Origin of the sequence: Sphingosinithalassobacter tenebrarum (assembly GCF_011057975.1) — a bacterium.
Classification (GTDB): domain Bacteria; phylum Pseudomonadota; class Alphaproteobacteria; order Sphingomonadales; family Sphingomonadaceae; genus Sphingomonas; species Sphingomonas tenebrarum.
This window is the reverse complement of sequence record NZ_CP049109.1, coordinates 1,902,084-1,922,398: the sequence shown is the minus strand read 5'-3', so window position 1 is coordinate 1,922,398 and position 20,315 is coordinate 1,902,084. Positions and strand designations below refer to the sequence as shown.

Below are 20,315 nucleotides of genomic sequence, written 5' to 3'. Positions count from 1 at the left end.
ACTCAGTTAAGCGGATCGCTCGACGAATATTCGACGATCACCGTCACTTCGCCGACCTGCACCGGCTCGCCGACCTGCATCTGGTCGCTGTCGAACGGCGTTTCCTCGATCACTTGCATCGCCGCCGCCTCGATCCAGTCGGCCAGGCCGCCCAGCTCGCGGTCGGCGACGATCGCCGCGCCGATCCGCCCCGCCATCGCGTCCAGCGACGCCGCCTGATCGGGCGCAATGTCAGGCGCCAGCAGACGCAGCACGAAGGGCTGGCGCAGGTGATGCACCAGCGGCCCCAGCGAAACGCCGATTTCCTCGGCATCGTCGGGATAACCGGTTACGGATCCTGCTGCCGAAGCACGGAATGGCTCGCTCGCGGTCTGCTCGAACCCGCGAATGTCGGCACTGCCCGTCGCATAGCCGGCACCGCGCAACGCAGCAGTCGCCAGCGCCTTCAGCGCCAGCGTGATTTCGCGCTGCGTCGACATCGACCCTGCTCCGATCCTATTCGTCGTATTCGATGAAGGCGGCGATATTGCCGGGCAGGCGCGCGCCCCAATTGCGCCAGATCGCATCGAAATCCAGCCGCTTGTTTCCCGGCACGTCGCGCACCGCGACGAACATCAACAGGCTCTTGACCTTCTTTCCCCGGCGACGCCGCAGGAACAGGTGATAATTGCCGTTCGGCTGCTTCACCCATTGCAGACGGCGCCCGAACATCGCTTCGACTTCCTGCGCCGTCATCGGCGATCGCCACCCGCGCCCGCCCCGTTTGGGCACTTCCTTGGTCGGAATCAGCAGCCAGTTGCCCAGCGCGGGGGTGATAGAGGTTCCCCGCTGATAATGCCCCAATATGGCCGCCGCGCTGCGCGATCCCGGCTTGCCGGGCGCGGCATAGACGACGCCCGCCGGCGACATGCTCGATCCCGTCTCGGGATACACGTCACGCCGCACTGTCTTTGCGAGCCGATGGCCCAGCCCCGCGGCAAGCACATCGTCACGAAATTCTTCCTGCGCGCCCTTGATCGTCGCACGCATGCCCAGCATGTGCGCCCGCTTGAGCGCGGCGACCAGCGCCTTTTCATGCCGCCGCGGCGTCGGCGGGATCACCCTGGTACGCATCGCGCCCCTAAACCCCCGCTTCCGCCGTCACGCGAAACGGCATGTGCCACACCCGGTTGCGATCGAGCACCGGCTCGCCGCTCACCGTCCATTCCTCGCCGGTCGCCACGCCATCGGCATCGACCAGCGCCACCACGTCGCCCCGCGCGGGCGACGCGACCTCCGATTGCCGCACCCGCAATTCCTCGCGACGCGAAATCAGATTCAGCTCTGCGACATCGTCCATGCTGTCCAGCACCTTGCGCCGAACCCGCACCACATCCCCGCCCGCCCAGCGCGCATCTTCCCCGAACTGGCGGAATACCGCATCGATCATGCGCGTTCGGCGAGCGGGAAAGGACATGGCGCGGAACCGATCAGGCCGTGATCTGGCCGCCGGACTCCATCGCCGCGATGATGGCGTTGATCTTGTTCTGAATCGTCGTCATCCGCGTATCGACATCGGCCTTCGACGCCGCATTGCTGCCCGTCCCGTCGACACCGGTCACCGCCGCCAGGCTGATATCGGCGATCGTCGCGCCGGCAGCCACGCCGCGCGGCCACAGCTTCACCTTCGCGCTGGTCGCGGTGGATGCCGCATCCTCGGTCACCGCACCGACCAGCACGTTGCCGCTGGCCGTCTTGGTAAGCCGCTTTTCGGTGGCATCCCAATAGGCCGGGTCGCCCTGATCGAGCGCCTGCGCCGTCGCATGCGTTTCCTTGGTGAATTCGAACACCCCTTCGGTCCACCCCGAAAAGGTCTCGTCTTCCGCCGCATCCGTCGCTGCGACGCACAGAAAGCCGCCGATGACGTAGAGAAGGCCGGAAACGACGCCGCCCGAGGGCGCGACGAAATCGATCGCATCCCCGTCCTGAACGAAATTCTTCATGTTGAGTCTCCGCGATGCGGGGGCAGCAGCGCCGCCCCCGGTAAAGGAAAAGGACGGCTCAGGAGCCGGTATAGGGGTTGCGATAGGCGCCGCGATAATCGGTGGCGCCGGCGTAGAAATCGAGCGTCACGCGCCACGCCATGCCGTCCACGTTGAACGGCTCTTCCATCATCACCCGCGGCCCCGGCGCGCTGCGCAGATAGCCGTAGTGGAAGACCGGGAGCTGAGCCGGATCGGCGTAAAGCTCCCACGCATTGCCCGAAACCGTCGCATCGACCACGGGAGTCAGCTTGCCCGAGAACGGGTTGACTTCGCTCGACTGCGTCGGCGTCACGCTCGCCAGGAACTTGTCGGCGTTGGTTTCTTCGTCGGCGCCCACCAGCATGAACTTCGGCGCGACGTTCATCGTGTTGCCGTCGATATTCTCCTGCTTGCGCATCGCCGCGCGACCGGCGCCGACCGTCGTCACGTCGATCGCCCCGCCGCTGGCGGCCAGATTGCCGTGATCGGCATGGAACACCGCCTTGCCGTCCGAAAGCTTCGGCCCGGCGCCGTTGTTCTGCCCCTTCATCGCGAAGAACGTCGCATTCTCGAACTGCGCGATAACATCGCCGATCGTCGCGAACACTTCGTCGAACGCGCCCATATCGTCATTGACGATCGCCTGCCGCGACAGCCGCAGGATGCGGCCATAGGAACCGAGTATCACGGTTTCGCGACCTTCGTTGATCGTCCCCGACTTGATCTCCCCGTCTTCCTGATAGGGCTTCAGCGTCGGGAAGTCGCCGACGCGCAGCAGCTTCGTTTCCTTGAAGTCGGTCAGATCCTTGCGCCGCGAAATCGCGCGATAGGTCGGCGTCGCCAGCTGATAGCGCGCCAGCAGCAGCTTGTTCGCCGCCGCTTCGAGCAGCAGCGGGAAATCCGACGACGTATTCGCCGCGCGCATGATCATCGTCGCATCGCGTTCGCGCGGCGACAGCCCGGCGCGCGAACGGGCAATGTCGAGCAGCGAATAGTCCATATATTCGCGCGCGCCTTCGCCCGGCTGCGCCCCGGTGCACCGCGCCACGATGGCGTCGACGATCAGACCGCGCGTCGCCTGTTCGTTCTGCCCGGAAACCGCGATCGGACGTCCGCCGGTCGAAATGCCGCCGGTCGCCGCGCGCTGCGCTTCGCCTGAAGCCTCGCCGAGACGTTCCCAGGCGGTTTCGACGCTGATTTCACCGCGTTCATTCTGGTCGATCAGCAATCGCGCCTTCGCTTCCATGCCTTCGCCGAACGGGCGAGCCATATCCATGAACCGCATCGCGACACCGGCACTGAAACGCTTCACCGTCTCACTTTGCTGGCGGTGTTCGGGCGGAGCGGGCGGATTCTGCGCAGGCGGCTGCGGAGCCGTCTGCGTTGCGGCGCCGCCGCTCTGTTCGGAACGGTTTTCGACGGCCGCGTCGCCGCTGGCCGCCTGCGTCGGGGCAGTCGTCATGTCGTCATTCTCCTGAGATGCCGGCAATGTGCGGCGAATGGTGCAGGGATGTCCGCCCTGCTCGGTTTCGCGGTTGCTGCGCACCTGCGCTCCCGCATCGAAGGGGACCGGAACGAAACTGATCTCGACCGGCTCCCAATCCGTCGCGCGATACAGCGCGCGGGCGCCGTCGCGTTCGGTGACTTCATAGGTGTGGACGATATAGCCCACCGAAATATTGCGGATCAGGCCCGCACCGATATCGGCTACGATCGAAGCCAGTTCCTCGCGCCCGGAAAGCTGCACCGTGGCGATGCCTTCGCCGTTTTCCATCCGCGCGCTGCCCGGCACGACGACACCGATCTGGTTTTCCAGATCATACTGACGATGCGTATTCAGCACCGCCGCGCCGTTGTTCATCCGATCGAGCCGAACCGCGCCGTCATCGGTCGCCAGTTCCTCATCGATCATTTCGAACCGCGACCAGTTGAAACGCGCGCCGCGCGCGCCGGTCGTGAACGTCACGTCGATCGTGCGTGCTTCGGCATCCCAGCTCGCCGGCTGCGTCACCATCGGGCGCGTCGCCATTTCCGACTGCACCAGACGTTCCTCTACCGGCTGACCGGCAAGCGAAGCCGCCGCCGGCGCTTCCGCCGTCGTTGCATTCGTCACTGTCGTCTCCTTTTCAGTTCACCGTGCCGTCTTTCGGCGCCAGCCACCCGACCGCCTGCTGCAGCTGCCCCGCATCGGTCACCCGGCGCGGATCGCTGTCCAGCGCGAGCCCCAGCTTGTCGATCAGGTCGTTCATCGCCTTCAGTTCGGCGAAATGCTCTTCGACGTTCAGACCCCGATCGCCGAGCGAACGGCGGATCGTCTGCAGCCCGGCTCGGATTTCCATGATCTCGCCCGCCAGATCCTTGATCGGATCGACCATGTACCGGCGGGGCAGCGCCCAATTGAACCGCACGTCCAGAAAGCGCGGATCGCGCTGCGTGATCGCCGTGCGCACCATGATCCGCTCCGCCATCGGGCGGCTGAGCAACGGAATGATTTCATTCTGCTGCCAGTCGGTGATGCGCGAATAGGCCCCGTTCATCACCGCACGCAGCGTCGTATAGTTCGCGCCTGTCGTGTCGCCCGTCATCAGATGATAGGGCGCCAGATTGGCCGATACGCCCGCCAGCTGCTGCCGAATGAACTCCACGGTCCCCAGCGCCGGCGACGGATTGACTACCGTCGCGCTTTCGCCCGGCTGAAACCGCGCGATCATCCCCGGACGAATCGTTTCCTCCAGCGGCCCGCGCCCTTTGTCGCCTTCGGCTTCATCCTGTTCGCCGATCGCCATCGGCGAACGGGCATCCCCCGGCCCCGATTGCAGCACGATGGCAAGACAGTTCTGGATCTTCTCGCGCAGCGCGCGGGCATCCTCGACATCCTTGATGTCGCGCATCGTCGTCGCGACTGGAGCCAGCCACGAAATGCCGCGCGTCTGCCCGTGGCGGATGCGTTCGAACAGGTGGTCGACATGCATCGCATCGACCCGCTTCGACGCTTCCCAGCCCCCGGTGATGTCCTGCGGATGATGTTCGTACAGCCAATAGGCGACGCGCATCCCGTCGCGGTCATATTCGACACCCTGAACGATCTTGCCGCCATTCCTCAACTGGCCCGTTTTCGACATGTCCAGCTGCGCGCCTTCCATGCCGACCACACCCGTATTCGGCAGCCGCCCGTCCGATTTCCACAAGGCCAGCGATTCGCCGCCGACCATCATTTCGCGAACCGAAATCTTGCCGAAGCCGAACCAGTCCCCGAACCCGTCGATCCGCGATTCCGCCGCGCGATCCAGCGCATCCTGAGCGCGCTGCTGGACGCGCTTGACCGGATGCACGGCCTGCGCCGCGATGCCGTCGCCCCACGCCATGCTGACCATCTGACTGATCGCGGCTGCGGCATATTTGTTGTTGCGCACCAGGTCATGCGCAACCCAGCTCATTGGTTCGCGAGCGCGGTCGCTCACCGCATCGGCCGAACCACCGCGCCGAACCCGTCCGCGATTGGCCCGGCTCGCCTCAGCGGCATCATATCCGCGAAGCTGCGCCCGCCCCGCGTCCAGCGCCGCGACACGCAACCGCGCTTCGGCGCGGCGCGCATGCCATTGCGGCGCGACCACTCCGATCGCGCGGTCGATTCCCTCCGAAATATTCATTTCAGTTCGGATCGAACACGGCGACCGTGGTGCGCGGACGCACACCGCCGGCGGGCGCCGCCTCCGTCGCTTCTTTGCGCTTCAGATAGTCCAGCGCCTGCATCATCGCCGGAACCGACTGATAGGTGACGCGCTCGCCGTCCGATTCCACGGTCAGCTCGCCGCTCGCAAGCGCCGCCTCCAACCCGGCAATCTGATCGGCAGTCGTCGTCACAGGTAATTATCCTTTCGTTCGATATAGCCGCTTTGCGGCGACGCCTTTTTCGGCTCGGGTTGCGGCGCCGCCGCTGCCGCCACCTGAGCCGCACCAACCCCGCTCAGCAGATCGCCCTGCCGCGCATCCTTCGCGGCGTACCGCTCTGCCCGGTGCGCCGACCAGTCGGCCTCGCCCAGCGTGTCGAGCATCAGCTTTTCGGTCGCCGCGATGTTATAGACGCGGCAGTCGAGATAATGGTTTTCGCGGCCCGGCATCACCGTCCACCGGCGATCGGGAAACCCCTTCACCATCTTGACGGTGATCGTTTCCGCCACCGCCATTTCGAACCAGTCTTCCGGCGTGTCACGGCTCAGATGCACCCGCCCCACCGGAACCTTGATGTCGCCGCCTTCCGATACCGCGGCGTTCACCGCCGCCAGCGTCGCGCGCAGATATCCGTACCAGCTCAGCTTGACGCCATTGACGCCGACAATATGCGCCTTGTCGTCCGCGCTGCGCGACGCCGCGCCGGCACGATGCCCCTGTGCTTCGTATCGCACCGCGACACCGCGCCCCAGCACCGGCAGGCCCCATCCCGCGCGCCCGAACACCGCCAGTCGCCGCGCCCGCTTCGCGCAATAGGCTTGCGCCGCTTCGGTGTGATAGCCCGCGTCGACGCATTCCTGATCGATCGGGAACGTCTTGCCGCCCGGAAACGTCACGCCGCGCTTGCTGTACGCGTCCAGGTCCGCCCACGCCCCCTGTCCCGCCACATCGGTCGCGCCCGGCAGAAACCGAGCGTCTAGCTGCCAGCTTTCCTTGTTTGGCCCCCATCCGACCAGCTCCAGATAGAGCCCGTCGCCCTGCACGTCGACGCCAAGCGTCGTCACCACCGGGCCGATCGGCATCTGCCCCCGGCCCCAATCCTGTTCGCGCAGCGCCATCAGCGCTTCGTAATCCGGCGCATCGTTGCGCAGCTCGAATTCTTCGCCCTTGATCAGGTTCGTCCACGTCTTGAGCGCGTTGACATCGCCCTGCGCGGCAAGAAACGCACTCGCCATTTCCGACCAGCTCAGGAACGTCGATATGATCCCGGGCAGGTGAAACCCGATCTTGCGGCTCGGCCGCATCCGCGCCCGCCAGCCCTGAAATGCTTCCTCGGTCAGCACGCGCGGAACGTCCGCGCCGTCGATTTTCAGCGAGAGCCACCCGTCGGGCAGCTTCATTTCCTGTTTCTGCCAATGTTCGGTCGGCGTTTCGCAGCACGGCGTCACCAGGTGCGCCAGCTCCGGCTCGCCGTCCGGCCATTGCAGGTCCGCCCATTCGGGCACGAACCGCGATCGGCAGTGCGGGCACTGCAGGTAGAAGCGGCGCGGATCGCCTTCGCGATACGCCCGCCCGATCTTGCTCGCGCCCTTGATGCGCGGCGTCGAAATCTTCAGTCGCTTGGCCAGTCCGCGCGATGCCCACACCCGCAAGCGCGCGTCCACCATGCCTTCCGGCGAGCCCTGTTTCTCCAGATCGTCGGGAAAATCGTCCAGATCGTCCTCGATCGCGAAGCGCACCGTGCGCTGGCGCAGACCCGCCGACGAGTTCGCCCCGGCAAGCAATATGTATCCGCCGCTGCGGGCGAACAGGATTTTCTCGGTTGTCGATCCGCTGCCGTCCGCCAGCCCGCGCGCGCGGATCGTGCCGCCGCGATCGGGCGACAGCCGGGGCGTAGCTTCGATCATCGGCCACAGCTTTTCCGCGTTCCACGCCGTTGCGGCCTGAAACGTCGGGTGCACCACCAGCGTCGCATTCGGCGCCAGATCGCTGATATAGCCGAGAAAGTTTTCAGCCACAGCCGAACCGCCCGACTGGGCACACTTCATCAGCGATACCGCTTCGCACGGATCATGGATCGACATCGCGTCCATGATCTCGACCAGTTCCGGCGCGGTTTCGTTCCGCCACCTCCCCGGAATCGGGGCGTCGTCGGGAAACCACCGCCATTGCGGCGCCCATTCGCTCAGCGTCAGCCGCGGCGGCGGCTGCAATCCTTCCGCGAACGCCTTGTTCAGCGCCACCGCATTCTTTCGCAACGCCGCGCCCGCCGCATCGCCGAAGCGACCATAGTGAAACGTCACGCCGCCTGTTCCTCGCCGTCGGCCGGCGCATCGTCCTGATCTTCATCCGGCGCCGCGAACACGCCGGCGGCGGCCTGTTGCGCCAGCTCGGCAAACAGCGCCGAAACTTCCGCATCCTCGAACGCCAGCAGATCCTTCACGTCGCGCATCGCCACCCGCTGCTCCGCCGATCCGCGAAGCCACGCCATCAACCGCTCGCGGATCGCGCGCCCGCCTTCGGCCAGCAACCGCTGCGCATCGACGCGCGGCACCAGTTCGCTGGCGGCGCTCGCATTCTTGAGTCGCTGCGAAACCAGCGCTTCCTCGGCCTGTTCGGCCTTGACCAGTGCCAGCGACCGCTGGCCGCCCGCCGTCGTATCCTCACCCGCCCCGGCGTCACTCTCGACGATCGCCGGAGCCGTCCCGCCGTTGAGACCCGCCGAAGGCCGCCCCCGCGTAGGATCGACCCGCGCATTCAACCGCGCGTCCGACCGCTCGACATGAACCATCGCCCGGCCTGCATCATCCTCGGCGAACACCAGCAGCCCGGCTTTCTTCCAGTTCGAAACGGCGGATTTGCCGACACCGCGATGCGCGGCGAAATCCGCCTGCGTCATCAACGTCATCGATTGAACTCTCTTCGGCCAGGTCGAGACAGCACCTTATCTTGCGCCGCATGAATCGCCTGCCGGAACTCCAATTGGTCGTCGCCGTGTTCGATCGGCAGCACAAGGAACGCGTTCCAGGCATCAGCAAGCTTTTCAACGACCGCCCGTTCCTGTTCGGTCAGCTTGGCCATTGTCGCCTCCAACACCTGATCTCGTGTGTTCACCCCCGATGTGAACAGTTCAGTTCACAAGGTTCAAAATCCAAAACCGCCCCTGAACCCGAAAACCCTGCGCTCAGCCCCACCGCATTAGCGGCCACCCCCCTGGAAAGGACCCGCTACCCCCCCCCTCCGTCCACCAAGGCCAACGGCAAAACGAGCATCGCCCCGCCAGGATGAAACCCGGCAGGGCGATGCAAGTTGATGACAAGGGAGAGGATATGCCCGCACGCGAACCGCGCCGAACATACATAGGAATAGGCGCAAAACGCCGCTCAAACGAACACCCAAAATTATCGCGAAGGGCGATTTTCAGGCTTGACACGATCCGGCGCGCCTAAGTCCTGCGTTCACGCCCCGGCACACCGCTCCCATCGCCCGCTCGTACCGACGCGACAGCGCCGCCGGCGCCGCATCGCCACCGATCTTGTCCGCCGCCTCTTCCCAACTTGGCCGCGCCGATCGTTGCAACTGCGCCAGCACGACGCCGATCAGTCCGCAATCCCGGCGCGGCGCATAGGCGCTTACCCATGCGAGCGCTTCCTCCATCCGATCCACTTCGACCGAGGACAGCGGCGGCAGCTTCGGGCGCGCATCGCCATGATAGTCGTCGCTGTCGATCTGATAGAGCCGCCACGCTTCCGCCTCGCTCAATCGAAACTCGCGATAGATGCTCGACACGCCGCTGCGCAGCCACCCGCGCTCGCGATCGGGCATCCGCATCAGAAAGCCCCACGCTTCCACCAGGCGCTCCTGAACCTCGTCATAGCTAAGCAACCCGTTCGCTTCGATCATCTTTACCACTCCCTTTTTCGAATGACGGACAGACAGAGGGAAAACACAACTTCGCACATGCGCATGCGCCCGCCTTATGGGGTTTCCGGCAAACGGTATCCGTGCTGTCTGTTCCGTCCGTCATCGACGCAATTCCGCGCCACACAGCGACGGATAGTTGACGGAGAGACAGACGGTTACACCCTTATTCGCTTGCCACTTTCCCTCTTGACATCTGCCCGGCCTTACCCATCGAAACCGCCGCTGCGCGAAATGACGGAGAGTTGCGGCAAACTGTCCGTCAACTGTCCGTCATCAGGGCGCCCCACCCAATTCGCTCCAATCGTCCACATCGCCCGGCGGCGCTTCGGGCGCGGCCTCGGCAGCAGCGCCATCGCTGCCAGCGTCGCGCAGGCGCGCACCCCGGCGCAGCACCTTGCCGCGCCGGTCCTTCCCCTTGACGATGATCTGCCTGTCGCCCAGCGCCCGCCCAAACGCCGCGTTACTCATCACCGCGCGTTCGTCGATTTCCTGCTCCTGGCACCAGTCCTTGTAGGAACGGTAGAGATCGGCCGCGAGCGTCAGGGCAAGCGGATCGGGCACGACGCATGCCGCCATCCACTCCGAAAAAGGGTTCGACGAACGCCGATACTCCTCGATAGCGTCCTGCACGTCCTCGGGCGGCTCCAGCCCCTCGCGCAGATAGCCCAGAATGCCGTCGACAACCCACGCCAGCACGGCGCTCCCGCCGCCCTCGGACGCCAGGATGCGGCGATCCATGCCCTTCACGATGGCGCCGCCCTTGAACTGGTGCGGCCACAGCACGATGACGATGCGGCGCCAGATGCCGTCATCATCGCCGCTGATCCGCGGGCGACTGTTGCATTCCATCACCACCTTGCCCTGCGGCTCGAATTCCTCTTCGGCGCCGTACAGCGCGCGATAGGTGACCGGAGAGCCGCCCGTGAACTGCTTCACGCGATCTTCGGCCAGCGCCTTGCCGCGCTTGGGCTCCTGCAGGCTGATCAGCCGCGTATCGCCGACAAACCGGATCAGCTCCGGCGTCGGCCCGCCCGCATCGCGATCGCCCGTGTCGATGAACGATTTGACGTTGCCCGAAACGGCATAGCCGCCCAGCACGATGCGCAGCACGTTAATTGCGGTCGATTTGCCGTCGCCGCCGCGCCCTTGCAGCAGAATGAATATCTGCTCGAGCGTCAGCCCGGTCGCGCAATATCCCATCAGCTTGTGAAAGAACCAGCGCACTTCGGCGCCCGGCAACGCGGTTTCCAGATGTTTCAGCCACTCGGCATTTTCCACGCGCGCGGCCTCGTCCTCGATCCACTCGGCCGTCGCCTTGCGCGTGATCAGGTCGGTGGGGTCGTGCGGGCGGAACGTCATGCCCCATTGCCCGTCCCCGTCGCGCCGGAATCGCAACGTCCCGTTGGCCACGTTCAGGGCGAGAGGGTCGGCATCGAAATCCTCGATCGATCGGTTCAGCACGTCCAGCCTAGCCGCCTGCTCCAGCATCGCCTTGGTGCGATTGGCATTGCCCGATTGATTGGCATGCTTCGCCAGCGCCTCGATACGGCCCTGCAGCATGTCCTCGGTCATGCCGTCGGGCCGCCGACGATCGCCGGTCAGCGCTTCGTTCAGCGCGCGGACTTCCTCGCGCATGTGCCGCGCGACTTCCATCGCTTTCAGCGCGGCAAGCCGTTCGCCATCGTCCCGGCTCCAGCACCCGTCGCGATAGGCGACCCAGCCCCAGCCCCGCACATGCAGCAACAGCCCGCCAGCATGCGCGACGAAGCGATCGGCATTGCCCTGATCGTTCATCTCGTGCCACGCCAGATCCCACGGATCGGGCACGATCACAGGAATCGCGTCAGCCATGCCCGCCTCCCCGGCGCGTTGCCGCGTCCATCGCGTTCAACGTCGCGATCGTGCCTGACAGGCGCTTTCGCGCCGCGCTGCGCTTCTCCGCAGCAGGATCCCTGCCCGCGAATTTCGCCATCAATCCCCGGTCGCGGTCGGACATCGCCGCCGGCGCGATGCGATCGGCCTCCACCGTTCCGCGATACAAATGGAACGTCGCCTCCGCCGCGCGCATGGCATCCTCGCCATGTTTCACGCATTTCTCGAACCAGTGCACGGTGGCGCCGATCTGCTTCGCGTCGAATCCTTCATCTTTCGCCATCGCCTTGCGCGCGCGCTCCTGCCCGCGCAGCACGGCAATCTCGGCGCGAATGTCCAGCAGTATGGTGACATGCTCCACCAGTGCCGCCGCCCGCGCTTCATCCTCCAGCCCCACGATATCGGCGGTCAGCATCTCGAGCGCGATCGCCGCCGCGTCAGGGCGAGTATCGGTCAGCCGCCGCTCGGCTTCGGCATCGATCAACCCGCCGATCGCCGCTTCATAGGTCGCCAGCAGCGCGTCGGCTTCCTCGCGATCGTCCGGCGCCATTTCCATCCGCGCGATCAACCGCCGGATCGTCCCCGCGTCGAAGCCATCGGCCTTCGCTTCGGAATAAACCGATCGGATATCCTCCGAAATCGCCGCGCGCTCACCCATCAGCCGGCGGATGCGTTCGACGAAATGGCGCAGACGGGAAGCGGTCACTGGCCGTACCCCATGCCGGGAAGCGACTTGGCGACCAGATTCCCGCTCCCTTCATTCCGAAATAAATTTGCGATAGGTGCATTTTCCCGGTTGCCGCGATACACCTTTCGTGTATATATGGTGTCATCAACAGCGGATGGAACGGCCAACCGCGATAGGTACGGAGACCTCAGATGACCACCATCGAAACCAATGCCAAGCTTGCCTACGATAACGCAGTAAGCGCGAGGGGGCAGTATTTTTCCGCGATCGACTATTCCGGGCAGACCCGCGAAAGTCTTGAGGTCGAGGCTGCGTGGTTTGTTGACGGCGGCAAGGGCCGGGCCCGCGAAGACCTGACAGACGCCGAGGCGCAGATCGTTGATGCGCTGGAAGCAACCATAACTCACATCGCGCGCATCATCTGGGCAACGCCCGGCTACATCGCCAGCACCAAGTCTTCCTGACAAGCAAATCCCCGGCGCCGCGCGAAACGGCGCCGGGGACCTGTCAACATGAAGCGACGCTTCACTGCCTAGGTTTCGATCCAACATCCCGGAAGCCGGGACGACAAAGGGAAAATACCCATGCATCCGATCAAAATCAACCGCGCTCTTAATGCAGCCGCAATCGGCTCCTGCCCCGGCAGCGCATCCGATATGCTTGCGGCCATCCCCGATAGCGTCGTCGCAGCGCTGCCTGGTCGATTGCTTGCCGAGTTGCTCGACGCCAACTGGCAACTGGCACAGCGCAGCAAGTCGCTTGCCGCTCGTGAGGCGCTGGACGAAGGCGCTGTATGGGACGATCGCCGTGAGCGCATGATCGAATTGGCGGCCGACGGAAGGGCCAACCGCGAATGAAAACGATCTACGCAGCTTGCCTTTCCCGCCTCGGGCTATCCCAGTCCGAAGCGGCTTCGCGACATGGCGTCCGAATCGACACAGTGAAATCATGGTCAGCGGGGCGAAACCCGGTGCCGCAGGGAGCATGGGATGACCTGCGCGCGTACGAAGCACAGATTGTTGACCGCTCCGAAGGAATCCGGGAGGCTTGGGAAAGCAACGGCGAAATTCGCGAGATCGTCGCGACTTGGCAAGATGCTCGCGGCTTGATGGCCCTCGCAGACTTCGTGCTGAACGCGCCTGTTCGACCGGGTTAATCCCCGCAATCATGCCACCCGCTCCACATCGTTGAAATCCATCCCCATCGGCGGCCGCACCGCGCGCGCATCGGCGCCCCGCGCGCGCCAGGCACGCACGGCCAGCGCGCCGCACAGGTCGGCCCGCTCCGCTGTCGTCATCGTCCGGTGCACCACCGGCCCGCGCCGCCGGTCGATCATCGCCACACCGCGGCGCTGCCCGCCGGCGCGGTCGATCGGTCCGGTCAGCGGCGCCATGTCCGCATCGACCAGCACCGTCACCCGCCCGCGATGCGGCCAGGTTACCGCCTGCGGCGCGGGCGGCGCCGCCGGGCGCGGATCGAACATCGCGATCGCGCCCTGTTTCCCGGTCTTTTCGGGCATCCCCTGCAAATTCTGCAGGCTCAGCACGGCAACCCCCGTCACCCCCGCCCCGCCGGCATGGCGCAGGCCGCACAGCGTCGTCTCGATACCTTCGCCCACCGCCAGCGGCACGCCCTCCGGCATCGCGTCATGCGTCACGCCGTCGGCGGGCAGCAACACGCACCCGCCCGCCGCCGAACCCAGCATCTTGCGCGCCATCATCTCGCTGCCGTCGGCGCGCCTGCGCACCATCTTGGCGGTCAATGACGGCGCCAGATAGGTGACGTGCAGCCCGATCGGCCGCCACGCCGCGCGCGCGCCGCCCGGTGCCGCGCGTATCAGCGCCACCATCGCCGGCGCCTGCGGCACATCGCCCGGCCCGCGATCCTCCGGCCATGCCCATATCGGCGCCAGCCCGGCAAAGCGAACGTCGCGCAGCCGGTGCGGCGTCAGCACGTCCCCGGGAACGCCGCGCGCGCGCAGCCAGGTGCAAACGGCATCGAAATCGGGCGCCGAATGCGCCCATATCCAGCGCGCCATTTCCAGCGATCCGACCGGCGGCGCCCCGCTTTCCCGCTGCCGCGATTGCGCCTTTTCGCGCACCAGCGGCGCGGCGGGCAGCCCGGCCCCGCCGCTCGACGATGCGGCGCGATCGAATGCCTCGCGAAACGGCAGATTATAGAAATCCTGCAGGAACCGGATCGCGTCGCCATGCCAGTCGCACCCGTAACAGCGCGCATAGCCCTTGTCGGGATCGACCGAGAAACTGTCCGATTTGCTGCCGTGAAACGGACACTTCCCGCGCGGCTTGGCACCCCGCCCCAGCTTCACCGCCTTGCCGATAATCCCGACGATATCCGCCCGCGCCCGCACTTCGGCGATGCGCTCGCGAAACGCGGCATCGTCCTGTCGGAAAGCGCCGGCATTCACGCGCCTGCTCCATCGTCCAGAACCGCGTCGATCATCGCTTCGTCGACGCACATTTCCACGATCCGCAGCGCCAGCTGCCCGACCGTGATTCCCCGCCGTTCGGCATGCGGCAGCAATTGCGCCGCCCGATCGACCGGCAGCGCGATCGTCTGCGTTACCGGACGCGGGAGCGGGAGCGATCCGGTCACGCGACGGCCTCGAAATCACCGAACAGCCCGCCGATCGCCGCCTGCGGCGCACGATCGCCCGCCACTCGCGCCAGACCGGCGCGCAGACGCTCACGGGCCATCGCCGCATATTCGGGGTTCAATTCGATCAGGATCGCATCGCGGCCGAGCCGATCGGCCACCAGCCCCGTCGTCCCCGCGCCGCCGAACGGATCGAGCACCACCCCGCCCGCCGGGCATCCCGCCATCACGCACGGCGCGACCAGCGCCGGCGGAAACGTCGCGAAATGCGCATCGGAAAACGCGGCGGTGGCGATTTCCCACACTTCGGGCGGCACGATCGGCGCCAGGTCGCGCTCGTAATTGCGCAGCAGACGGCCATTCGCCATTTGCTCGGCACGCGACATCGCGTCCCAACGCTCGTTGAACCCAGAATCGGGGCGCGCATGCCCGCGAACACGCGATGCATGATTTGCCGCGATTGCACTATGCGCCTCGCCCTCACGAACCCAGCCATTCACCGGGCCGCGAGCGCCATCTACCGGCGGCATCCGCACCGCATCGGCATCATACCAGCTGCCGAGCCGCACCCAGCGCGGCCCCATTTCCTCCGGCTTCGTCACCAGCGGACAACGCTCGCTCAGATCCGGCGAAAGGCTCAGCGCCCCGGTATCGCGCGCGCGCCAGACATCTCCGTCACCCGATTTGGTCAGCAGGAAAATCTTTTCATGCGCGCCGGACGGCCGATAGACGCCACTGGAATCCGGCATCGCATTGGGCTTGCCCCACACGATCTCGCTGCGCACCCACCACCCGGCATCCTGCAGCGCGATGGCGAGCCGGTTCGGGATCATGCACAGATCCTTGGGCTTCAGATAACCGCCCGGCACCGGCCCCACCGTCGAAAACGGCTTGTCGCGAAACGTCCGGTCATCGGTCGCCGCCGCCTTGGTATCGGCCGCGCTGCGCCCGTTCGGCGACGTCGCATAGCAATCGCCGTAATTCAGCCACAGCGAACCGGTTGGCTTCAGCACGCGCCGCACTTCCTGGAACACCGCCACCATCGCCGCGATATGCTCGCCCAGCGTCGGCTCGAGCCCCATCTGCCCCGCCACGCCATAATCGCGCAGCCCCCAATAGGGCGGCGACGTGACACAGCAATCGACGCTCTCGGGGGGCAGCTTGCGCAGCTCGGCGATGCAGTCGCCGACATGGATCGTCACTGTCATACCGCCTGCGCTCCCATGTCAGCCACGATCAGCGCCCAGATCTGCGATCCGCGCCCGCTCGACAGTCCCTCGCGGCGGCACCAGCCCTGTATAGACCCGCCCTCGGCAACGAATTCGGCCAGCGAAGCCTTGCGCGCCGCGATCAGTTCGGGATTGGCGCGCGACGGACGCGACTTGCGCGTCCGCCCCTTGCTGCCCGGCTCCCGATGTTCGCCACTCATGGCCGCGCCCCGTTTCGCCAGTATTTCCGCCTGCGTCCGATGCTGGCGAAACGGATATCCCCCGCTTTGCGCACGCGTCCGCAGAGCCCCCCTGGCGAAGGGCCTGCCCGCATCGATCTGCGCGATCGTGCGGCCCGGATAGGGAAAGCGCGCGGTCACGGCGTCAGACCCGGACCGGCATCTGTACGGCGAACAGGCTTTCGTCCGCAGGATCGCGCACGATCGCGGGTGCACTGTCGAGATGCTCCAGGTCGAACTGGAATTCGATGCGCTCGCCATGCAGCACCGCCAGCAGGTCGGCCATATAATGGCTGTTGAACCCGACAGCGAACCCGGCCCGCTTTTCGGGAAAACCTTCGACGTCGATACACATCTTGCCGGACAACCCCACCGCCCGCGCAGAGCTGGTCGTTTCGATTTCCAGACACCCTTTCGGCGAAAAGGACAGCCGCAGTGCGGGATATCCGCCGCCGGGCAGCGTCAGCGCCTGAACGGCACGACGCAGATCGGCGGTGGCAACCGAAACGACAACCCCCTCCCCTCTCGGGATCACCTTCGAATAATCGGGAAATATCCCGTCGATCGTCTTGCTGGTCAGTCGCACCGCGACATCGCCGATCCGCGCTTCGACTTCGCATTGCGTCATCGCTGTCGTTGGCGCCAGGTCGCCCGCGGCATTCGCCGGCGCCGCATTCCCGATCCGAAACGCCATGCCGTCGCCCTTGCTCAGCGGCCCGGTGATCAGCTTGATCGCGTCGCGCGGAATGATCACTCCGTCCAGCGGCATGTCGCAATCGATCAGCGACAGCGCGGCGACAATCAGGCGATGCCCATCGGTCGCCACCGCCCGCACCGTCCATTCATTGATCCGATGCAGAAAAACGCCGTTGAGATAATAGCGGGTTTCTTCCTTCGACATCGCCCGCGACACCCGCCGCAGCGCATCGATATGCGCGGGCGCCAGCGTCGCGGAAAACGCAACGTTGGAAATCGGCGGCGTGACCGGGAAATCGTCGACGTGGAAGTCCTGCGATGATTCCGCCCGGATGTCCGCCGCCGCGATGCCCAGCGGGTCCTTGCCGCCTTCACCCGGCGTCAGTTTTACGGATTTCCCGCCGGCATGATTGAGCAAATGGCGCACCGCACGCGGATTCTGAATCAGGAATGGCGCAGCGGCGTCACCCGAATAGGAACAACGCGCCTCCACCGCCATGTTGAGATCGCAGCCCGTGAAAGAAAGCGCGCCATTGGCCTGCGCCTTCAGCGCCGTCAGCACCGGAATGGTCGATCGCGACATCGACGCCATCGATGCAAGCTCCATCGCCTGCAGCATTGTCTTGCGCTCTACTTCGATCATCGGTTTCTCCTTTCCCTCGCATCCCTCGCATCCCTCGCATCCGCCTGCGCCACCATCCGGCGCAGCGCCTCGCGCAGCTTCGGGCCGTCCGCGCCGTCGCGGTGCAGCCCCGTCATCACGTCCTGGGCAAAGGCGCGCACCTGGCGCGCCGCGAAATCCGCTTCCTCGCGGCCGATCCGACCGGCATCCGCCTGCGCCGCGATCTGCCCCGCGCGCTTTTCGGCCAGCGCCGTGACCGCGCACCGCTCGTCCGCGCGCGCCACCGCATCGACATCGGAAAAGCTGCGCCGCGTCATCGCTCGCACCCTTCCGGCGCCCATGTTTCGGCGCCCGTTTCCCGAATGCGAACCACGCGCAGCTTTTCCGGCATCGCGCCCGGCGCCGACGCTGCCAGCGACCGCGTTTCGATCAGGCCGCGCGTGCGCAGTTCGGACATCAACGTTCCCGCGCGATGCCCGTGCTTGAACCCCAGCATCGCGGAAAGCGCGCGGTCGCACGGGCATCGCTCGCCCGCGTCGGCCAGCGCGACCAGCAGATCCAGCAGCATGCGCCCATCGGGCGAAAGCCCGGCTTCATCCGGTACCGCTTTCGCGGCGGCAAAGGACAGGCCCGTCCGCTCCGCCAGATATTCCAGCAACCCGCCATCGGTGCGCCGCTGCCCGCGCAGCCGGATCAGCCCCTGCGCATGCAATTGCCGCGCCCGCTCGCCAACGCCGCCGCGCGGCAGGCGATCGGCGCGCGCATAGATGCACACCCGCCCCGGCCCCGCCGCGATCGCCCAGCTGGTCAGCGCGTGCGGCGCCGCGACAAAGCGCCCGCCCCCTTCGGCCAGCGGCTCGCCCGCATCGATCGGCCGATGCGCCGCGAAGCCGATATCGGCCGCCGCGCTGCGCGCGCACGCCGCCATCACGCCCGATCCCGCGCTGGTGGCCGAGTCATCCACCCGTGAAATGATACCCGCGCCCAGTCCGCGGAGCGGACCTGACCGCTCGTAAGAAGCGCGATTTCCTCTGCAACGCGATGCGACGGCGTGCCGCCGCCACACACCAGATTGTGCAAAGTCTCGACGGAGACGCCAATCTCGCCCGCGATCGCCGCCGCGACCAGATGCTGCGCCCCCCAAAATCCCGCAAACCACCAGGCGAACCGACGCGCACCCTCGCTCGGCGGCCCGCCGGGCGCCAAAACCGCTACTTCGCCCATTGCGGCCAGCGTGCGAGGATGAACCAACCGCGCCATCACGCCGCCAGCCCCGCCACGTCACGAACCGCCGGGCGGTCGAACCACCCCCGGTCGCAAGCCCGATAGAAATCGCGCGGCCGCACCGCGCCGTCGGTGGCCTGCATCAATGCAAAACCGATCTCGCCGCACGGCAGCAACTGCCCCGACAGCATCCGGTCGATCATGCCGACCTGGATCATCGCCGCATCGGCCAGCACGTCGAACGCGTCATCGCCCCGCTCGCCCAGATACCAGGCAAGCCGATGCGCGCCGTCATTCGGCACTTTCGCCGACAGGTGCATCCGCCGCTTCATTCGCCGCACCCCCGACCCACCAGCTCGCCATGCGCGCCGGCGGTGAAGTCGCGCCAGTCCACCCACCCGTTCGGGCAGTGAAATCCCCATTCACGAACCTTCGGCCCGGTGAAGAACAGCGAAACGAACGGCGCGCCGTCGATCAGCTCGAGCCGATGCGCATCGCTCGCCTTGCGCGACACCAACGACCCCGCCTCGCGGACGAACGCGCCTTCGGTTGTGATTTCGCGATACCGCCCCGAAATCAGAAACGATTGATTGTCCCACGGATGATCGTGCAACGCGCGATCGTCATCGTCGCGCAGCCCCTGGTGCAGATAGACGTTCGCATGCGCGTTGCGCGGGACGATCCACCAGCGCCGCAAATATGCGGGCGACCCGATCACGAAATCGGGCACGCGAAGCATCTGGCGCGCTGCCCATGCCTCCATATCGCTCAGGCTCGCATATTCAATCGGTGTCACCGCCGCCCCTCCATTCCCGCATGCAACTGATTGAGCGCATGGCGCAGCCGCGCGCTCGCGCCGTCCATCCGGTCGAGCCGGTCGAGCGCGTCGGCCAACTCGCCGCGCGTCCATTCGCGATCGGCCATCGCCTCGCGGACCGATTGCGCCTCGGCGCCGAATTCGGACGCCAGATCGATCAGGCACGATTCAACGCTGCCCGAATTCCCCGCCTGCGGCAGCATCATGAACACCCCGCCCGCAATCCGCGCCAGCGCGTTCAGCATGTGCGGCTCCCCCGCACCCAGTTGCGTGATCGTCGCCGCGTCGCGCAGCGTCAGGCTGTCGCGATCGTGCGCGCTGCCGCACCGCGACAACTGACTGGTCGAAAGCCCGGTCTCCGCCGAACACGCCTCCAGCCCGCCCGCCGCCTGAACGGCGCGCTTCGTCGCCAGCGCCAGGCTGCGCTCTTCCTGCGAAAGCTCAGCCATTGCCGCGCCCCTCCGATCCGTCGCAGGGGGAATTCGCCCCGCGCTTTCCCGCTGACGCGCCATGCTGCGGCGCGGTATTTCCCTCCGAAACGGAGGAAACACGCTCGCATGACACGCCCGGCACATCATTCGAACAGCCATTGCCGGCGGGCAGAAAGGGGTCGCGCCCGCCCGCGGCTCCGGCGGCAACCGGGGGAGGGCACGCCGCCGAAGATCGAAAACCATCGCCGGGAAGGCCGTGGCAAGCGCCCTCCCCGGCGGCTACGGTGGACAGGCCCTCACCTT

Annotated in this window: 26 protein-coding genes; 3 read left to right on the top strand and 23 right to left on the bottom strand. The window is 66.1% G+C overall.

Annotation, left to right across the window (positions count from 1 at the left end; genetic code table 11):
• Positions 1-2: 2 nt before the first annotated feature.
• The 13 genes from G5C33_RS09530 to G5C33_RS19495 form a co-directional block, all read right to left on the bottom strand.
• Positions 3-479 (bottom strand): hypothetical protein, encoded by a 477-nt coding sequence (locus G5C33_RS09530; RefSeq protein ID WP_165326992.1) that lies wholly within the window; start codon positions 477-479, stop codon positions 3-5.
• Between the two features lie 16 nt (positions 480-495).
• Positions 496-1,113: a DUF6441 family protein gene (locus G5C33_RS09525; RefSeq protein WP_165326991.1), complete on the bottom strand. Its 618-nt coding sequence runs from the start codon at positions 1,111-1,113 to the stop codon at positions 496-498.
• Positions 1,114-1,120: 7 nt separating this feature from the next.
• Positions 1,121-1,429, bottom strand: coding sequence for a head-tail joining protein (locus G5C33_RS09520; protein WP_165326990.1), 309 nt, complete (start codon positions 1,427-1,429; stop codon positions 1,121-1,123).
• A 40-nt stretch (positions 1,430-1,469) separates the two neighbouring features.
• On the bottom strand, positions 1,470-1,982 hold the full coding sequence (locus G5C33_RS09515) for a DUF2190 family protein (protein WP_165326989.1): 513 nt from the start codon (positions 1,980-1,982) through the stop codon (positions 1,470-1,472).
• 58 nt (positions 1,983-2,040) lie between these two features.
• A complete protein-coding gene (locus G5C33_RS09510) occupies positions 2,041-4,116 on the bottom strand; it encodes a prohead protease/major capsid protein fusion protein (RefSeq protein WP_165326988.1) in 2,076 nt (691 codons plus the stop codon).
• 13 nt (positions 4,117-4,129) lie between these two features.
• Positions 4,130-5,653, bottom strand: a complete 1,524-nt coding sequence (locus tag G5C33_RS09505; RefSeq protein WP_165326987.1) for a phage portal protein — start codon at positions 5,651-5,653, stop codon at positions 4,130-4,132.
• A gap of 1 nt (position 5,654) precedes the next feature.
• The gene (locus tag G5C33_RS09500) at positions 5,655-5,867 is read right to left on the bottom strand and encodes a phage head-tail joining protein (RefSeq protein ID WP_165326986.1); all 213 of its coding nucleotides are present in this window, start codon (positions 5,865-5,867) and stop codon (positions 5,655-5,657) included.
• Entirely contained in the window at positions 5,864-7,978 is a 2,115-nt protein-coding gene (locus G5C33_RS09495; RefSeq protein WP_165326985.1) for a terminase gpA endonuclease subunit, read from the bottom strand. The genes G5C33_RS09500 and G5C33_RS09495 overlap by 4 nt, the downstream gene beginning before the upstream one ends.
• On the bottom strand, positions 7,975-8,583 hold the full coding sequence (locus G5C33_RS09490) for a hypothetical protein (protein WP_165326984.1): 609 nt from the start codon (positions 8,581-8,583) through the stop codon (positions 7,975-7,977). The genes G5C33_RS09495 and G5C33_RS09490 overlap by 4 nt, the downstream gene beginning before the upstream one ends.
• The gene (locus tag G5C33_RS09485; RefSeq protein ID WP_165326983.1) at positions 8,580-8,756 is read right to left on the bottom strand and encodes a hypothetical protein; all 177 of its coding nucleotides are present in this window, start codon (positions 8,754-8,756) and stop codon (positions 8,580-8,582) included. The genes G5C33_RS09490 and G5C33_RS09485 overlap by 4 nt, the downstream gene beginning before the upstream one ends.
• Before the next feature lie 339 nt (positions 8,757-9,095).
• The gene (locus G5C33_RS09480) at positions 9,096-9,578 is read right to left on the bottom strand and encodes a hypothetical protein (protein ID WP_165326982.1); all 483 of its coding nucleotides are present in this window, start codon (positions 9,576-9,578) and stop codon (positions 9,096-9,098) included.
• 294 nt (positions 9,579-9,872) lie between these two features.
• Positions 9,873-11,450 carry a DNA primase family protein gene (locus G5C33_RS09475; protein WP_165326981.1) on the bottom strand — a complete coding sequence of 526 codons (1,578 nt, stop codon included), beginning with the start codon at positions 11,448-11,450 and terminating at the stop codon, positions 9,873-9,875.
• On the bottom strand, positions 11,443-12,177 hold the full coding sequence (locus tag G5C33_RS19495) for a DUF2312 domain-containing protein (protein WP_323126187.1): 735 nt from the start codon (positions 12,175-12,177) through the stop codon (positions 11,443-11,445). The genes G5C33_RS09475 and G5C33_RS19495 overlap by 8 nt, the downstream gene beginning before the upstream one ends.
• Before the next feature lie 173 nt (positions 12,178-12,350).
• Here G5C33_RS19495 and G5C33_RS09465 point away from each other — a divergent pair, with 173 nt between their 5' ends.
• The 3 genes from G5C33_RS09465 to G5C33_RS09455 all read left to right on the top strand — a co-directional run bounded on the left by G5C33_RS09465 (position 12,351) and on the right by G5C33_RS09455 (position 13,315).
• On the top strand, positions 12,351-12,623 hold the full coding sequence (locus G5C33_RS09465) for a hypothetical protein (RefSeq protein WP_165326980.1): 273 nt from the start codon (positions 12,351-12,353) through the stop codon (positions 12,621-12,623).
• A gap of 120 nt (positions 12,624-12,743) precedes the next feature.
• Positions 12,744-13,016, top strand: a complete 273-nt coding sequence (locus G5C33_RS09460; RefSeq protein ID WP_165326979.1) for a hypothetical protein — start codon at positions 12,744-12,746, stop codon at positions 13,014-13,016.
• Entirely contained in the window at positions 13,013-13,315 is a 303-nt protein-coding gene (locus tag G5C33_RS09455) for a helix-turn-helix domain-containing protein (RefSeq protein WP_165326978.1), read from the top strand. The genes G5C33_RS09460 and G5C33_RS09455 overlap by 4 nt, the downstream gene beginning before the upstream one ends.
• A gap of 9 nt (positions 13,316-13,324) precedes the next feature.
• On the opposite strand, the gene G5C33_RS09450 is transcribed toward G5C33_RS09455, so the two are convergent.
• From G5C33_RS09450 to G5C33_RS09410, 10 genes are all read right to left on the bottom strand, one after another.
• Positions 13,325-14,587, bottom strand: a complete 1,263-nt coding sequence (locus tag G5C33_RS09450; RefSeq protein ID WP_228275267.1) for a CHC2 zinc finger domain-containing protein — start codon at positions 14,585-14,587, stop codon at positions 13,325-13,327.
• Positions 14,584-14,775, bottom strand: a complete 192-nt coding sequence (locus tag G5C33_RS19330) for a hypothetical protein (RefSeq protein WP_228275266.1) — start codon at positions 14,773-14,775, stop codon at positions 14,584-14,586. The genes G5C33_RS09450 and G5C33_RS19330 overlap by 4 nt, the downstream gene beginning before the upstream one ends.
• Positions 14,772-15,983 (bottom strand): DNA-methyltransferase, encoded by a 1,212-nt coding sequence (locus tag G5C33_RS09445; RefSeq protein ID WP_165326976.1) that lies wholly within the window; start codon positions 15,981-15,983, stop codon positions 14,772-14,774. The genes G5C33_RS19330 and G5C33_RS09445 overlap by 4 nt, the downstream gene beginning before the upstream one ends.
• Complete coding sequence (locus tag G5C33_RS19210; protein ID WP_206518672.1) at positions 15,980-16,204, bottom strand: hypothetical protein; 225 nt, start codon at positions 16,202-16,204, stop codon at positions 15,980-15,982. Before G5C33_RS19210 ends, G5C33_RS09445 begins: the two co-directional genes overlap by 4 nt.
• Positions 16,205-16,367: 163 nt before the next feature.
• On the bottom strand, positions 16,368-17,561 hold the full coding sequence (locus G5C33_RS09435; RefSeq protein WP_165326974.1) for a DNA polymerase III subunit beta: 1,194 nt from the start codon (positions 17,559-17,561) through the stop codon (positions 16,368-16,370).
• Positions 17,558-17,857: a hypothetical protein gene (locus G5C33_RS09430; protein ID WP_165326973.1), complete on the bottom strand. Its 300-nt coding sequence runs from the start codon at positions 17,855-17,857 to the stop codon at positions 17,558-17,560. Before G5C33_RS09430 ends, G5C33_RS09435 begins: the two co-directional genes overlap by 4 nt.
• Positions 17,854-18,504 carry a hypothetical protein gene (locus G5C33_RS09425; RefSeq protein ID WP_165326972.1) on the bottom strand — a complete coding sequence of 217 codons (651 nt, stop codon included), beginning with the start codon at positions 18,502-18,504 and terminating at the stop codon, positions 17,854-17,856. The genes G5C33_RS09430 and G5C33_RS09425 overlap by 4 nt, the downstream gene beginning before the upstream one ends.
• 295 nt (positions 18,505-18,799) lie before the next feature.
• A complete protein-coding gene (locus tag G5C33_RS09420; protein WP_165326971.1) occupies positions 18,800-19,096 on the bottom strand; it encodes a hypothetical protein in 297 nt (98 codons plus the stop codon).
• Positions 19,093-19,560 carry a hypothetical protein gene (locus G5C33_RS09415; RefSeq protein WP_228275265.1) on the bottom strand — a complete coding sequence of 156 codons (468 nt, stop codon included), beginning with the start codon at positions 19,558-19,560 and terminating at the stop codon, positions 19,093-19,095. Before G5C33_RS09415 ends, G5C33_RS09420 begins: the two co-directional genes overlap by 4 nt.
• Positions 19,557-20,030 carry a phage regulatory CII family protein gene (locus G5C33_RS09410; RefSeq protein ID WP_165326970.1) on the bottom strand — a complete coding sequence of 158 codons (474 nt, stop codon included), beginning with the start codon at positions 20,028-20,030 and terminating at the stop codon, positions 19,557-19,559. The genes G5C33_RS09415 and G5C33_RS09410 overlap by 4 nt, the downstream gene beginning before the upstream one ends.
• Between the last annotated feature and the right edge of the window lie 285 nt (positions 20,031-20,315).

Bases quoted from the DNA above. Each gene is read 5' to 3' on its own strand.
- G5C33_RS09430 (WP_165326973.1), bottom strand. From the start codon at position 17,857: ATGACGCGGCGCAGCTTTTCCGATGTCGATGCGGTGGCGCGCGCGGAC.
- G5C33_RS09505 (WP_165326987.1), bottom strand. From the start codon at position 5,653: ATGAATATTTCGGAGGGAATCGACCGCGCGATCGGAGTGGTCGCGCCG.
- G5C33_RS09480 (WP_165326982.1), bottom strand. From the start codon at position 9,578: ATGATCGAAGCGAACGGGTTGCTTAGCTATGACGAGGTTCAGGAGCGC.
- G5C33_RS09420 (WP_165326971.1), bottom strand. From the start codon at position 19,096: ATGAAGCGGCGGATGCACCTGTCGGCGAAAGTGCCGAATGACGGCGCG.
- G5C33_RS09485 (WP_165326983.1), bottom strand. From the start codon at position 8,756: ATGGCCAAGCTGACCGAACAGGAACGGGCGGTCGTTGAAAAGCTTGCT.
- G5C33_RS09490 (WP_165326984.1), bottom strand. From the start codon at position 8,583: ATGACGTTGATGACGCAGGCGGATTTCGCCGCGCATCGCGGTGTCGGC.
- G5C33_RS09465 (WP_165326980.1), top strand. From the start codon at position 12,351: ATGACCACCATCGAAACCAATGCCAAGCTTGCCTACGATAACGCAGTA.
- G5C33_RS09445 (WP_165326976.1), bottom strand. From the start codon at position 15,983: ATGACAGTGACGATCCATGTCGGCGACTGCATCGCCGAGCTGCGCAAG.
- G5C33_RS09515 (WP_165326989.1), bottom strand. From the start codon at position 1,982: ATGAAGAATTTCGTTCAGGACGGGGATGCGATCGATTTCGTCGCGCCC.
- G5C33_RS09525 (WP_165326991.1), bottom strand. From the start codon at position 1,113: ATGCGTACCAGGGTGATCCCGCCGACGCCGCGGCGGCATGAAAAGGCG.
- G5C33_RS09455 (WP_165326978.1), top strand. From the start codon at position 13,013: ATGAAAACGATCTACGCAGCTTGCCTTTCCCGCCTCGGGCTATCCCAG.
- G5C33_RS09475 (WP_165326981.1), bottom strand. From the start codon at position 11,450: ATGGCTGACGCGATTCCTGTGATCGTGCCCGATCCGTGGGATCTGGCG.
- G5C33_RS19210 (WP_206518672.1), bottom strand. From the start codon at position 16,204: ATGAGTGGCGAACATCGGGAGCCGGGCAGCAAGGGGCGGACGCGCAAG.
- G5C33_RS09410 (WP_165326970.1), bottom strand. From the start codon at position 20,030: ATGGCTGAGCTTTCGCAGGAAGAGCGCAGCCTGGCGCTGGCGACGAAG.
- G5C33_RS09520 (WP_165326990.1), bottom strand. From the start codon at position 1,429: ATGATCGATGCGGTATTCCGCCAGTTCGGGGAAGATGCGCGCTGGGCG.
- G5C33_RS09435 (WP_165326974.1), bottom strand. From the start codon at position 17,561: ATGATCGAAGTAGAGCGCAAGACAATGCTGCAGGCGATGGAGCTTGCA.
- G5C33_RS09530 (WP_165326992.1), bottom strand. From the start codon at position 479: ATGTCGACGCAGCGCGAAATCACGCTGGCGCTGAAGGCGCTGGCGACT.
- G5C33_RS09460 (WP_165326979.1), top strand. From the start codon at position 12,744: ATGCATCCGATCAAAATCAACCGCGCTCTTAATGCAGCCGCAATCGGC.